Here is a 14,379-nt window from a genome sequence, read left to right on the forward strand (position 1 = left end):
TCGCGCGGTGGAGATACGGGGCCGCCTCGACATCGCCTCCGGCCAAACATTGACCAATCGGTTTCCGCACCAGCGTGCGACCAGGGAAGGCGCGTATGACGTCGATGACGACTGCGACACGGGGAACGCCGGTCAACTCTGGGTGGATCATCCGAAGGCCCCATTGATGTGGGTGTCTGTTCCCCCACAGGGACACCCCTTCTGTGAAAAGGCCAAGGAGAAGTAACGGCACGTACAACCTTTCCCCTGGGCGTGTGAGTCAACTGGAGCATGACTCCAGCGATATCCCGCACGAGAGCGATATCCCGCCGTACGAGACTCCTGGCGGCCGGCACGGCTGTCGGCGCGCTCATACCCGTCCTGGCCGCCGCCGCGCCCGCCGCCGCGGCCACGCCGGCCGTCAGCTGCACGTCCGCCAAGGCGGGCCTCGCCGCCAAGCTGAAGAAGGACATCACGGCCGCCCTCGTGAACCGCAGGGGCACGATCGCCGTCGGCGTCTACGACCGCTCCACCAAGACCACTTGCACCCTCCGCCCCTCAACGGCCTTCGACTCGGCCAGCGTTGTGAAGGTCACCGTCCTCGCCACGCTGCTGTGGGACGCCAAGAAGCACAACCGGTACCTCACCGACCGCGAGGCCTCCCTCGCCAAGGCCATGATCACCAAGTCGGACAACGCCGCGACCAGCACGCTCTGGAAGCAGCTGGGCATGACGAAGATCAAGGGCTTCCTCGCCGCCGCCGGCATGACGCAGACCAAGCCGGGCGCGAACGGCTACTGGGGCCTGACCCAGATCACCGTCACCGACGAGCAGAAGCTGCTCAAGCTCGTCACCGCGAAGAACACCGTCCTGAGCGACAACTCCCGCGCCTACATCCGCAAGCTGATGGGTCAGGTCGTCTCCTCGCAGCGCTGGGGAACGCCGTACGGAGTGCCGTCCGGCGTCTCCGTGGCCGTCAAGAACGGCTGGCTGCAGCGGGCCACGAACGGCTGGCGGGTGCACAGCGTCGGCGCGTTCAAGGGGGGCGGCCACGACTACATGATCAGCGTCCTCACGCACGGCAACAGCACCATGAACTACGGCATCACGACCATCCAGGGCGTGGCCAAGGTCGTGCACAGGGATCTGGCCGCGAGCTGACCCCCTCGAACCCCGGACCCCTCGCCCCCTCGACCCTTCATGAGCCGGTCTCCCGTCCGTCACCGACCCGCCCTACGGTGACGCCATGCGCCTGAGAACCGTACTCGCGACCACCACCGCGGCCCTGGCGGCGGCCACCTGTCTGTCCGCCGCCACCCCCGCCACCGCACAGGAAGACCACGCCTGCTCGCCCGCAGTCTCCATCGACCGCTTCTCCGACGCGCTCGACAAGACGACGTACGACGGCACCTTCGTCGGCAACTTCTCCGCGCTCGCGATGGACAAGGACGGCTCCCTGGCGGCCCTGTCCGACCGCTCCTCGCTCTTCGCGCTGGACCCGAAGACCCTCCGGCCCCGGGACGTGGCCCCGCTCGCCGACGAGACGGGCGCCGCGCTCGACTCCGAGGGATTGGTGATCGACCGTGACGGCACGCGGCTGATCACCTCCGAGACCGAGCCGTCGGTACGCCGCTACAGCCCCCAGGGCAAGATCCTCGACCGTCTCCCGGTCCCGCCCTCCCTCCAGGTCGCCCCGGCCGGCCGTGCCGTCTCCAACGGCACCTTCGAGGGGCTGACCATGCTCCCCGGCGGCCGCACCCTGCTCGCGTCGATGGAGTACGCCCTCTCCGGCGACAGCCCGGGCATCGTCCGCTTCCAGACCTGGGAGCGGCACCGCAAGGGCTTCGAGCTCGGTGCCCAGTACGCCTACCGCACGGACACCGGCCTCGGCGTCCCCGAGGTCCAGGCCACCCCCGACGGCCGCCTCCTGGTCCTGGAGCGCGGCTTCACCTCCGGCGTCGGCAACACCGTCCGCCTCTACCTGGCCGACCCGCGCCGCGCGACGGACACCAGCGGCATCGAGAACCTGACGGGCCAGGACGGCGTACGGCTGATCAAGAAGACGCTCCTCGCGGACGTCGCCGCCTGCCCGACCCTGGGCGCCACGGCGAAGCAGCCCCAGCCGAACCCGCTGCTGGACAACATCGAGGGCATGGTGATCACGGGCTGGAGCAAGGGCCGCCTGAAGGTACTCCTGGTCAGCGACGACAACCAGAACGCGGTACAAACCACCCGGTTCTACTACCTCCGGGTCCGTCTCTGAGCCCTGCCGCCCTCCGACCTTGGTCGTAGGACTGCTACGGGACTGCTGCGGAGGGATGAAATCCGCTCATTTTCGCGTTGGTGCCTTCCGGAAGATCAGGTCGAACGGAAGGCACCCGCGTGGCAGCGCAACAGGGGGAGACACAAGGCTGGGCGCGCAGGCTGGCCGGTTACGCGTGGCGCCACCCCAAGGACGTCGCCCTGGCCCTCGGCTCCTCCCTCGGCGGCATGGCCGTCATGGCGCTGGTCCCGCTGATCACCAAGGTGATCATCGACGACGTGATCGGTGATCACAGCCGGGACATGGCTCCCTGGGCGGGCGCCCTGATCGGCGCGGCCCTCGTCGTCTACGTCCTCACCTACATCCGCCGCTACTACGGCGGCCGTCTCGCCCTCGACGTCCAGCACGACCTGCGCACCGAGATGTTCGGGACGATCACCCGCCTCGACGGCCGCCGCCAGGACGAGCTGTCCACCGGGCAGGTCGTCGGGCGTGCCACCAGCGACCTCCAGCTGATCCAGGGCCTGCTCTTCATGCTCCCGATGACCATCGGGAACTTCATGCTCTTCCTGATCTCCCTGGTGATCATGGCGTGGCTGTCCGTGCCGCTCACGCTGGTCGCCCTGGCCGTCGCCCCCGCCATCTGGTGGATCGCCAAGCGCTCCCGCACCAAGCTCCACCCCGCCACCTGGTACGCCCAGGCCCAGGCCGCCGCTGTCGCGGGCGTGGTCGACGGCGCCGTCAGCGGCGTACGCGTGGTGAAGGGCTTCGGGCAGGAGGAGCAGGAGACCGGCAAGCTCCGGGAGGTCGGCCGCCGGCTCTTCGCGGGCCGCCTGCGCACCATCCGCTTCAACTCCAGGTACACCCCCGCCCTCCAGTCCGTCCCCGCCCTCGGCCAGGTCGCGATGCTGGCGCTCGGCGGCTGGCTCGCGGTGCGCGGGCACATCACGCTGGGCACGTTCGTCGCCTTCTCCACCTACCTCGCCCAGCTCGTCGGCCCGGTCCGCATGCTCGCCATGGTCCTGACCGTCGGCCAGCAGGCCCGGGCGGGCACCGAGCGCGTCCTGGAGCTGATCGACACCGAGCCGGGGATGCGGGACGGCACCAAGAAGCTCCCGGCCGACGCCCCGGCGACCGTCGAGTTCGACGACGTCACCTTCGGCTACGACAACGAGCGCCCGGTACTCGACGGCCTCACCTTCGAGATCCGCCCCGGCGAGACCCTCGCCGTCGTCGGCTCCTCCGGCTCCGGCAAGTCCACGGTCTCCCTCCTCCTGCCGCGCTTCTACGACGTGACGCGCGGCGCCGTCCTCATCGGCGGCCACGACGTCCGCGAGCTCACCCTGGAGTCGCTCAGGGCCGCGATCGGCCTGGTCCCCGAGGACTCCTTCCTCTTCTCGGACACCGTCCGCAACAACATCGCGTACGGCCGCCCGGACGCGACCCGGGAGGAGATCGAAAAGGCCGCCCGTGCCGCCCAGGCGGACCGGTTCATCAGGGAGCTCCCCGACGGCTACGACACCACGGTCGGCGAGCACGGCCTCACCCTCTCCGGCGGCCAGCGCCAGCGCGTCGCACTCGCCCGCGCGATCCTCACCGACCCCCGCCTGCTGGTCCTCGACGACGCCACCTCCGCCGTGGACGCCCGGGTCGAGCACGAGATCCACGAGGCGCTGAAGCACGTCATGGAGGGCCGGACCACCCTCCTCATCGCCCACCGCCGCTCCACCCTCAACCTCGCCGACCGCATCGCCGTCCTCGACGGCGGCCGGCTCGCCGACCTCGGCACCCACGAGGAACTCCAGCAGCGGTCCGCCCTCTACCGCCGCCTCCTCACCGACCCCGACGAACTGGGCGGCGTCTCACCCGGCCACGCCCAGCCCACCTGTCCCCAGGAGGACACCTCGGTACGGGACGAGCTGGACGCCGAGTTCGACGCCGAGCGCGGCATCACGCCCAGGCTCTGGGCGGGGGAGCGCGAGCGACGGGACCTCGCGATGGACGAGAGCCCGGCCACCCCGGAACTCCTCGCCCAGGTCGACGCGCTGCCCCCGGCGACCGACACCCCGGACATCGACGAGGCCCGCGCGGTCACACCGGAGGAGTCCTACGGGCTACGACGGCTCCTGCGCGGCTTCGGCCTCCCGCTCCTCGTCAGCCTGGGCCTGGTCGCCGTGGACGCCGGAATGGGCCTCCTCCTCCCGGTGATGATCCGGCACGGCATCGACGAGGGCGTCACGCAGGTGGCGTTGGGCGCCGTCTGGGCGGCCTCCCTCCTCGCCCTGCTCTTCGTCCTCGTCCAGTGGGCGGCGCAGACCGGTGAGATCCGGATGACCGGGCGCACCGGCGAACGGGTCCTGTACTCCCTCCGCCTGAAGATCTTCGCCCAGCTCCAGCGGCTCGGGCTCGACTACTACGAGCGGGAGTTGACCGGCCGGATCATGACGAGGATGACGACGGACGTCGACGCGCTGTCGACGTTCCTCCAGACGGGCCTGGTCACGGCCTTCGTCTCGGTCGTCACCTTCTTCGGCATCATGGTCGCCCTGCTGGTGATCGACGTACAGCTCGCGCTCGTCGTCTTCGCGACCCTGCCTCCGCTGATCATCGCCACGTTCTTCTTCCGCCGGGCGAGCGTGAAGGCGTACGAACTGGCCCGTGAGCGGGTGTCGGTGGTCAACGCCGACCTCCAGGAGTCGGTGTCCGGGCTGCGGATCGTGCAGGCCTTCCGGCGCGAGCGGGACGGCGGGGCGCGGTTCGCGGAGCGCAGCGACAGCTACCGCAAGGCCCGTATCCGCGGTCAGTGGCTGATCTCGATCTACTTCCCCTTCGTGCAGTTCCTGTCGTCGGTCGCCGCGGCGGCGGTGCTGATCGTGGGCGGTGCCCGGGTCGACGACGCCACGCTGACGACCGGCGCCCTGGTGGCGTACCTGCTCTACATCGACCTGTTCTTCGCCCCCGTCCAGCAGCTGTCCCAGGTCTTCGACGGCTACCAGCAGGCGACCGTCTCGCTGGGCCGCATCCAGGAGCTCCTCCGGGAGCCGACGTCGACCAAGGACGCGGACGAGCCGCTCGAGGTCCGGTCCCTGCGGGGCGAGATCGCCTTCGAGGACGTGCGCTTCAGGTACGGCGAGGAGGAAGAGGCCCTGACCGGCATCGACCTGCGCGTTCCCGCCGGGCAGACGGTCGCCTTCGTCGGCGAGACGGGCGCGGGCAAGTCGACCCTGGTCAAACTGGTGGCCCGCTTCTACGACCCGACGGGCGGCCGGGTCACGGTCGACGGCACGGATCTGCGGGCCCTCGACATCACGTCGTACCGCCACCGCCTGGGCGTCGTCCCGCAGGAGGCGTACCTCTTCCAGGGCACCGTCCGCGACGCCATCGCCTACGGCCGCCCGGACGCCACGGACGCCGAGGTGGAGGCGGCGGCCCGCGCGGTCGGCGCGCACGAGATGATCGCCACGCTGGAGGGCGGCTACCTCCACGAGGTCGCCGAACGCGGCCGCAACCTCTCCGCCGGCCAGCGCCAGCTGATCGCGCTGGCCCGCGCCGAACTGGTCGACCCGGACGTCCTCCTCCTCGACGAGGCGACGGCGGCCCTGGACCTGGCCACGGAAGCCCAGGTCAACCAGGCGACGGACCGCCTGGCAGGCCGCCGTACGACACTCGTGGTCGCCCACCGCCTGACCACGGCCGCCCGCGCGGACCGGGTGGTGGTCATGGACCACGGGCGGGTCGTCGAGGACGGGACGCACGACGAGTTGCTGGCGCGGGGTGGGCGGTATGCGGAGTTGTGGCGGACGTTCGTAGGAGAGGCCGAGGCCGCTGCGGCGTGACTCTGGGTGACTCGCGTGCCGGACGGAGTCCGGCCAGTCGCTCGAAGCTGGGAGGCTCGTCAGGGTCGAGCAGTGCGAGGGCGACCGAGGGAGGTTCTGCCGACGGGCGGGTCGTCGAGGACGGGACGCACGTTGAGTTGCTGGCGCGGGGGCGGGCGGTAGGCCGAGCTGTGGCGGACGTTCGTCGGGGCGCCCGAGCCGGAGGAGCCGGTCGGCGCGTCTCAGTGACGGTCGCGCAACCATCCGACATACGTCATGCGTCCGTACACCCGTACGCACATCGTCGCGGTACGGGAGGACGGCAGTGGGCAGTGGTGCGATACGGCGGCGCCTCGCGCTCGGCATGGCCGTGCTGACCACGTCGGGACTGCTCGCCGTCGCCGCGCCGACCGACGCGCAGGCCGCCACGGCGTCCTGCGCCGGACGCAAGGTCAAGACGCTCTCGTTCTCCACCGGCTCCGTGCAGATCTACAAGCGCCGCGGCTACGTCTGCGCGATCACCCTCCCCAAGAGGCCCGGCACCAAGCGGCACATGAGGGTCAGCGTCAAGGTGTGGGCCTTCCGCCCGGTCGTCGACCAAGGGCGGTACGCGTACCGCGCCGGACCGGTGACCGTGCACGCCGGCCACCGGCGCGTGTGGGTGGAGGGCGCGGTGGGCCGGGCATCGGTCGACTCCGGGCGCTGGATCCGCTACTGAACCACAGGCCCTGAAACACAGGCCCTGAGTCACAGGACATCTACAGGGTTTTCCCCATTATGCGTCATGTCCCCTGGTGCTGAAGGGACTTGCTCCGCTAGCTTCCGGCGCACATCTGTACTGACAGGGGAGGGTGCATGCGCAAGGCGCTCAGATGGCTGCTGGCGCTCACAGTGCTCATAGGCACGTTGAGCACGGCGGGCGCGGCCACCGCCGCCGAGCCGGAGGCCACAGGCACCACTGGCACAACCGCGACCACGGACATCAAGGATCGGCTGCTCTCCATACCGGGGATGAGCCTGATCGAGGAGAAGCCCTACACCGGGTACCGCTTCTTCGTCCTCAACTACACACAGCCGGTCGACCACCGGCACCCGTCCAAGGGCACGTTCCAGCAGCGGATCACCCTGCTGCACAAGGATGTCAGCCGCCCGACGGTCTTCTTCACCAGCGGCTACAACGTCTCCACCACGCCCCGCCGCAGCGAGCCGACCCAGATCGTGGACGGCAACCAGGTCTCCATGGAGTACCGCTTCTTCACCCCGTCCCGGCCCGACCCGGCAAACTGGACCAAGCTGGACATCTGGCAGGCGGCCAGCGACCAGCACCGCATCTTCAAGGCCCTGAAGCCCATTTACGCCAAGAAGTGGCTCTCCACGGGCGGCTCCAAGGGCGGCATGACGGCCACCTACTACGAGCGCTTCTACCCGCGTGACATGGACGGCGTCGTCGCCTACGTCGCCCCCAACGACGTGGTGAACAAGGAGGACTCCGCCTACGACCGCTTCTTCGCCACCGTCGGCACCAAGGAGTGCCGCGACCGGCTGAACGGCGTGCAGCGGGAGGCGCTGGTGCGCCGGGAGCCGCTGGAGAAGATGTACGCGGCGTACGCGGCGGAGAACGAGTACACCTTCGACACGGTCGGCAGCCTGGACAAGGCGTACGAGGCCACGGTGCTGGACTACGTCTGGGGCTTCTGGCAGTACAGCCTGCTCTCCGACTGCGCCTCGATCCCGGCCGACGCGAAGAACGCGACCGACCAGGAGATCTGGGACTCCATCGACACCATCGCCGGGTTCTCCTTCTACACCGACCAGGGCCTGTCGCCGTACACGCCGTACTACTACCAGGCGGGCACGCAGCTCGGCGCGCCGACGATCCAGTTCCCGCACATCGAGAAGAAGTACATCCGCTACGGCTACCTGCCGCCGCGTTACTTCGTCCCGCGCTCGATCCCGATGAAGTTCCAGCCGTTCGCGATGCGTGACGTGGACACCTGGGTGCGGCACAACGCCCGGCAGATGCTCTTCGTCTACGGCGAGAACGACCCGTGGGGCGCGGAGCCCTTCCGCCTCGGCAAGGGCGCGAAGGACTCGTACGTCTTCACCGCCCCCGGCCTGAACCACGGCGCGAACGTGGCCGGTCTGGTGCCGGATCAGAAGGCGCTCGCCACGGCCAGGATCCTGGACTGGGCGGGCGTGGCCTCGTCCGCCGTCCAGGCCGACCCGTCGGCGGCCAAGCCGCTGGCGAAGTTCGACACGAAGCTGGACAAGCGGAACGTGGAGCGCGAGATGACTCTGCGGCCGTAACTCTCCCGCTGTGCCCGGCCGTTGGTCACACCGGCCGGGCACAGCCCACCGGCTGCTCGCCGCCGAGCTGGACGTACAGGGCGGTCGACAGCGGGCACTGGGCGCGCTTGCCGACCGCCTTCGTCACCTTGTACTCCGGCTTCTTCCCGCCCTTGCCGTCGCACGCCGTCTCCCGGACCTTGCCCTCGCCCAGGTCGTAGACGCAGTCGCCGACGATGGTGCGCGGCCCGCCCCCGCCGCCCGGATCGCCCGGATGCGGCGGCTGCAGATTGCGCATGCAGGCATAGCCCTGCGCCACCGCCCCGTCGCCGTCCTCGTCCGAGGCCGGGCTCTGCGCGCTGATGTGCAGCACGAAGTCCGTGGTCGCCGGACACGGCGGCCCGTCGCCCGTCGTGCCGTCGCGCCGCGCCACGACCCGCGCCGCCGCCCGCTCACTCGTGCACGCGACCTCGGTGAAGCTGGTCGTACCGAAGGAGCTGCACTCGTCGACCGCGAGGAACACCGCGCCGTACCCGGAGGTCCGCGTCGGCGACGGCGTCACCGCACCACCCAGCCGACCGTCCTCCCCGCCACCGCCCGTCCCGGACGTCGCCCCCGAACATCCCGTGAGCAGGGCGGCGAGCAGCGCCAGCAGTGCGCACACCACCCCCACGGAGCCTCTCTCGCGCATCGCCATCCCCCCGGTACCGGCGTCCAGCGTGACCCGCCGTGGCGGGCGCACGCCAGACATCCGGGGGGCTTTGCGCCTTTTGGGGGTGGTGCGACGGTTGTGTGGCGTACGTCTAGTACGACAGCCCGTAGCCGACCGGATACAGCACCCGCGTGGGCTCGTCCGCCCGCGGCACCGGAACCGGCAGCTTCCCGCGCGGCTCGACCCGCCCCGCGATCACCCGTGCGGCGGCGCGCAGTTCGACGTCGGTCCAGGAGTACGCCGCCAAGCAGGCCGGTACGGAGGGCAGTTGGGCCACGTCGTACGGATTGCGGATCGCGACCGCCACGACCGGCTTCCCGGTGGCCACCACCTGCTCGACGAGGCTCTTCTGGGCGCTGGTCGCCGTCACGTTGTAGGTCCCGACCACCACCGCGTCCACACCCCGCGCCGCCGCGACGGCCTTGGCGACGGTGGTGGCGGAGGGCGCGGTGCCGGTGGACAGGGCGGTGGCCGTGAAGCCGAGCTCGGTGAGGGCGGCGGCGAGCACGCCGGTGGGCGGGCCGGTCGTCCCGGAGGGCGAGGCGGGGTCGGCGCCGACGACGAGGAGCTTGGGGTGCTCGCGGCGGGACAGGGGCAGCAGTCGCCGCCGGTTGACCAGCAGCGTCGTCGTCCGCTCGGCGATCCGGTCGGCGGCCGCCAGGTGTGCGGCGGTGCCGACTGTCCGGCTGACGCCGGCCTGGCTGACGTACGGGGACTCGAACAGCCGCAGTTTCGCCTTGAGCCGCAGAATCCGCAGGATGGACGCGTCGAGCCGCTCCTCGGTCAGCTCCCCGTCCTGTACGGCCTTCAGGACGGCGTTCCAGGCGACGGCCAGGGAGGGCGGGTTGAGGAGCTGGTCCACGCCGGCCTTGAGCGCGAGCACGGGGACGCGGTCGTCGCCGTACTTGGTCCGCACGCCCTCCATGCCGAGCGAGTCGGTCACCACGACCCCGTCGTAACCGAGCTCCTCGCGCAGGATGCCGGTGAGGATCGGGCGGGAGAGGGTGGCCGGGTCGCCGGAGGCGTCGAGGGCCGGGAACTGGATGTGCGCGGTCATGATCGAGTCGATGCCGGCACGGATGGCGGCCCGGAAGGGCGGCGCGTCGAGTTCGTCCCACTGCGCACGCGTGTGGGTGATGACCGGGAAGCCGTAGTGGCTGTCGACGGCGGTGTCGCCGTGCCCCGGGAAGTGCTTGGCGGTCGCGGCGACGGACGAGCGCTGGTACCCGGTGACTTCGGCGGCGACCAGGCCGGCCACGGCGTCCGGTCCGGAGCCGAAGGAGCGTACGCCGATGACCGGATTGGCCGGGTTGACGTTCACGTCGGCGACGGGGGAGTAGTTCTGCCGGACGCCGATCGCGCGCAGCTCCGCGCCGGCGATACGGCCGAGGGTGCGGGCGTCGGCGCGGGAGCCGCCGGCGCCGATGGCCATGGCACCGGGGAAGAGGGTGGCGGGCTCGCCGACGCGGCAGACGATGCCGTGCTCCTGGTCGGTGGAGATGAGCACGGGCAGGCCTCGGGGCTGGGTGAGGGAGGCCTGCTGGATGCCGTTCGACAGGTCGGCGATCTGGTGCGGAGAGCGGGTGTTGTGCGCCCAGGAGAAGTAGATGATCCCGCCGACCCGGTACCGGGCGACCAGCTCGGCGGCCGTGCGGACGCCGAGCTCCTTGAGGTTGGCGTCGATGTCGGCCTGGTCGGGGGCGGTGGCGGAGTGGCCGTACACCCGCGTCACGAAGAGCTGGCCGACCTTGTCGGGGAGGGGCATGCGGGAGATCAGGGCGCGGAGTTGCGTGTCGTTCTCGTCGCTCTTGTCGTCGGGGGTGCCCGCGTAGGCGTGGCTGCCGATCGTCAGGGCCGTGGTGATGCCTGCGGTACCGGCGAGAAAGGTGCGTCTGGAGGGCATGTGCGCTCCTTCCGGAATCCATTGAAGGAAACTTCCGAGGAGCCAGCAGTATCCGGGAAGTTTCCGCCAGTCAAGGGAGCGCACAGTAACGCGGGAAGGGGCCCGGAACCGGAAGGCGGGGCTCTCGGTGCTCTCGGGGAGGGGCCGCCATCGGCGCTGTTGGAGGGGGGCGCGCCGATGGCGGCATGCTGCCGGCCGCGGCGCGGCGGAGAGGGTTGGTCAGCGATCGCAGCCAGCAGCGAGGGCCGACACCGCACCACGGTGACTCTCCGGCAGCTCGCGGGTTGGACGAGCGGGAGCGGGGCGGGGTTCCCGGCTCCGTCCGGATTTACCGAAGTTGGTGAGGGCGGGGGTGGTGGGTTCAGAGGGTGGTGGGTTCAGGGAGTGGCGGGTGCAGGGGGCGGGTCGATTCAGCGGGGTGGTGGGGGCGCTGCGCGGGACCGGGTCCATCTCGTGGACTTCCCGCCGCGGGAGGTGGCCGGCGGGCGATCATGAGGGGCATGCCCGTAGTCGTCATCCCCGGTTCCAAGTCCATCACCGCCCGCGCCCTCTTCCTGGCGGCCGCGGCCGACGGTGTCACCACCCTCGTACGCCCCCTCCGCTCGGACGACACGGAGGGCTTCGCCGAGGGGCTGGTACGGCTGGGCTACCGGGTCGGACGAGCCCCGGAGGCCTGGCAGGTCGACGGCCGCCCGCGGGGCCCCGCGGCCCCGGAGGCGGACGTGTACTGCCGGGACGGCGCGACGACGTCCCGCTTCCTGCCGACCCTCGCGGCGACCGGCCACGGCACCTACCGCTTCGACGCCTCGCCCCAGATGCGGCGACGCCCCCTGGGCCCGCTGTGCAGGGCCCTGCGCGACCTCGGCGTGGACCTGCGGCACGAGGAGGCGGAGGGACACCATCCGCTGACGGTGCGGGCGGCCGGCGTGGAGGGCGGCGAGGTGACGCTCGACGCGGGCCAGTCCTCGCAGTACCTGACGGCGTTGCTGCTGCTGGGCCCGCTGACGCGGAAGGGACTGCGGATCGTGGTGACCGACCTCGTCTCCGCGCCGTACGTCGAGATCACGATCGCGATGATGCGGGCGTTCGGGGTCGAGGTGGGCCGGGAGGGAGACGTGTTCGTCGTCCCGCCGGGCGGCTACCGGGCGACGACGTACGCGATCGAGCCGGACGCGTCCACGGCCAGTTACTTCTTCGCCGCGGCGGCCGTGACGGGCGGAGAGGTGACGGTTCCGGGACTGGGCTCGGGGGCCCTCCAGGGCGACCTGGGCTTCGTGGACGTACTGCGGCGGATGGGGGCGGAGGTGTCCGTCGGCCCGGAGAGCACGACGGTCCGGGGCACGGGCGAACTGCGCGGCCTCACGGTCAACATGCGGGACATCTCCGACACCATGCCGACACTGGCGGCGATCGCACCCTTCGCGTCCGGCCCGGTACGGATCGAGGACGTGGCGAACACGCGGGTGAAGGAGTGCGACCGCCTGGAGGCGTGCGCGGAGAACCTGCGGCGGCTCGGGGTGGAGGTGGCGACGGGCCCGGACTGGATCGAGATCCACCCGGGGACGGTCGCGGAAGGGACCGCCTCGGAGCGGGCGGTCTCGAAGGGGGCGGAGATCAAGACGTACGGCGACCATCGCATCGTGATGTCCTTCGCTGTCACCGGCCTGCGGGTACCGGGTATTTCGTTCGACGACCCCGGCTGCGTACGGAAGACTTTCCCGGGTTTCCACGAGGAGTTCGGGGCGCTGCGCGCACGACGGTGAGGGACGGCGAGGGTGAGCTTCAGGCTGGAGGGGCCGGTTCTGGAGGGCGCGTTGGTGCGCCTGGAGCCGCTGGAGCACCGGCACGCCGCTGAGCTGGCGGTCGCGGCGGAGGAGGACCGGGGGACGTACGCGTACACGTGGGTGCCCAGGGCCGACGAGGTGGGGTCGTACGTGGACCAGCAGCTGGCCCGTGCGGCGACGGGACGGCTGGCGCCGTACGCGCAGGTGTCGGTCGCCACGGGGCGGGCGGTGGGCGCCACGTCGTACTGGGAGCCGCGTTCCTGGCTGACGGACGATCAACTCGACGCGGTCGAGGTCGGATTCACCTGGCTCGCCCGGTCGGCCCAGGGGACGGGAATCAACGCCGAGGCCAAGCTCCTCCTCTTCCGGCACGCCTTCGAGGAGTGGGGCGTGTCCCGGGTCGACCTGAAGACGGACGCCCGCAACGAGCGCTCGCGCGCCGCGATCCAGAGCGTGGGGGCCCGCTTCGAGGGCGTGCTGCGCAACTGGTCCCGCTCCTGGGCACCGGGCGAGGCCGGCCGACTACGCGACTCCGCGATCTTCTCGCTCACGGCGGCGGAGTGGCCGGCCCGCAAGGCGCGCCTGGAGCAGCGGGTGGCGAGCTTCCTGTCGCGGGCGTAGGTGTGCGGGGGGAATTGGCAGAACTGTTCCACCTCGCGAGGGGAAAACCCCAGGTCACGTGGTGGTGCCGGTGGAACAGATCTGCCAATCGCCGGTGCTGCTCAGGCGGTCACGCTGAGTCGTTGAGGAGGCGGGACAGGTGGTCGTGGCCTGCGGCCAGTAGGTCGGGCAGCGGGGTGGCCGCCTCGTACCAGCGCTTCTCGTACTCCCAGCACAGCCAGCCGTCCCACTGGTGGCGGGAGAGGACGTCCACGCACTCGGTGAGCGGCAGGACGCCGGTGCCCAGCGGGAGCGGGGTCGTGTCGTCGGCCGAGGCGATGTCCTTGACCTGGACGTATCCGAGGTACGGCGAGAGCGCCGCGTACGTCTCCGAGGGCTGCTCGCCGCCCAGCCAGGTGTGCATGATGTCCCAGAGCGAGCCGACGTGGCGGTGGCCGACCAGTCCGAGGATCCGGATCGCGTCGGCGCCGGTGCGGTGCGAGTCGTGGGTTTCGAGGAGTATGCGTACGCCGAGGTCGGCGGCGTACTCCGCGGCCGTGCCGAGCCTCCGGGCGGCCGTGGCGTCGGCCTCCTCCCGGCTCTGTTCGGCTGCGGCGCCGGGGAATACCCGGACGAACGGGGCGCCGAGGTCGCGGGCGAGTTCGAGCAGGCGGTGGATCTCCTCGATGACGGGCTCGTCGTCGCCCGGCGCGGCCACGCGCGCGTACCCCGCGAGGCCGAGGAGCTCCACTCCCGCTGCCTTGAATGCGGCCGCCGTATCGGTACGTCCGGTCAGGTCGAGGCCGGTGTGCACCGGCTCCTCCGGATGCGCGCGCAGTTCGACGCCGTGGTAGCCGTGGGTGGTCGCGAGCCGCAGCACTTCCGGGAGGGGGAGGCCGGGGACGCCGAGGGTGGAGAACGCCAGTTTCATGGTCCCTACTGTCACTCGCCGGTGTGCTCGGGTCCAGACGGGGGCCGCCTCGTGTCGGTCCCGACCCTCGCTCGCCCCCGCCGCGCGGGCCCGGACGGGGCGGCTC

10 protein-coding genes are annotated in these 14,379 nt (G+C 71.0%); 7 read left to right on the top strand and 3 right to left on the bottom strand.

All coding sequences use genetic code 11. The features are described 5' to 3' along the window. The first annotated feature begins 270 nt into the window (after nucleotides 1–270). From ABT063_RS07775 to ABT063_RS07795, 5 genes are all read left to right on the top strand, one after another. Nucleotides 271–1,140: a serine hydrolase gene (locus ABT063_RS07775; RefSeq protein WP_351056295.1), complete on the top strand. Its 870-nt coding sequence runs from the start codon at nucleotides 271–273 to the stop codon at nucleotides 1,138–1,140. Nucleotides 1,141–1,225: 85 nt separating this feature from the next. Next, complete coding sequence (locus ABT063_RS07780; RefSeq protein ID WP_351056296.1) at nucleotides 1,226–2,242, top strand: esterase-like activity of phytase family protein; 1,017 nt, start codon at nucleotides 1,226–1,228, stop codon at nucleotides 2,240–2,242. Between the two features lie 119 nt (nucleotides 2,243–2,361). After that, a complete protein-coding gene (locus ABT063_RS07785) occupies nucleotides 2,362–6,078 on the top strand; it encodes an ABC transporter ATP-binding protein (RefSeq protein ID WP_351056297.1) in 3,717 nt (1,238 codons plus the stop codon). 304 nt (nucleotides 6,079–6,382) lie between these two features. Further along, nucleotides 6,383–6,775 carry a hypothetical protein gene (locus ABT063_RS07790; RefSeq protein WP_351056298.1) on the top strand — a complete coding sequence of 131 codons (393 nt, stop codon included), beginning with the start codon at nucleotides 6,383–6,385 and terminating at the stop codon, nucleotides 6,773–6,775. A gap of 137 nt (nucleotides 6,776–6,912) precedes the next feature. Then, on the top strand, nucleotides 6,913–8,364 hold the full coding sequence (locus tag ABT063_RS07795; RefSeq protein WP_351056299.1) for a S28 family serine protease: 1,452 nt from the start codon (nucleotides 6,913–6,915) through the stop codon (nucleotides 8,362–8,364). Between the two features lie 25 nt (nucleotides 8,365–8,389). On the opposite strand, the gene ABT063_RS07800 is transcribed toward ABT063_RS07795, so the two are convergent. Further along, nucleotides 8,390–9,034 (bottom strand): hypothetical protein, encoded by a 645-nt coding sequence (locus ABT063_RS07800; protein ID WP_351056300.1) that lies wholly within the window; start codon nucleotides 9,032–9,034, stop codon nucleotides 8,390–8,392. Nucleotides 9,035–9,146: 112 nt separating this feature from the next. Continuing rightward, nucleotides 9,147–10,958: a glycoside hydrolase family 3 protein gene (locus tag ABT063_RS07805; RefSeq protein ID WP_351056301.1), complete on the bottom strand. Its 1,812-nt coding sequence runs from the start codon at nucleotides 10,956–10,958 to the stop codon at nucleotides 9,147–9,149. Nucleotides 10,959–11,458: 500 nt separating this feature from the next. Between ABT063_RS07805 and aroA the strand changes: the two genes are divergently transcribed. Next, nucleotides 11,459–12,721 (top strand): 3-phosphoshikimate 1-carboxyvinyltransferase, encoded by a 1,263-nt coding sequence (gene aroA, locus ABT063_RS07810; protein ID WP_351056302.1) that lies wholly within the window; start codon nucleotides 11,459–11,461, stop codon nucleotides 12,719–12,721. Nucleotides 12,722–12,733: 12 nt separating this feature from the next. Continuing rightward, on the top strand, nucleotides 12,734–13,363 hold the full coding sequence (locus ABT063_RS07815; RefSeq protein WP_351056303.1) for a GNAT family N-acetyltransferase: 630 nt from the start codon (nucleotides 12,734–12,736) through the stop codon (nucleotides 13,361–13,363). 109 nt (nucleotides 13,364–13,472) lie between these two features. Here ABT063_RS07815 and ABT063_RS07820 read toward each other — a convergent pair whose 3' ends face one another. Continuing rightward, a complete protein-coding gene (locus tag ABT063_RS07820) occupies nucleotides 13,473–14,273 on the bottom strand; it encodes a sugar phosphate isomerase/epimerase family protein (RefSeq protein ID WP_351056304.1) in 801 nt (266 codons plus the stop codon). Nucleotides 14,274–14,379: the final 106 nt, after the last annotated feature.

The sequence above is a fragment of the Streptomyces sp. NPDC002838 genome, assembly GCF_040295365.1.
Lineage (GTDB): Bacteria > Actinomycetota > Actinomycetes > Streptomycetales > Streptomycetaceae > Streptomyces.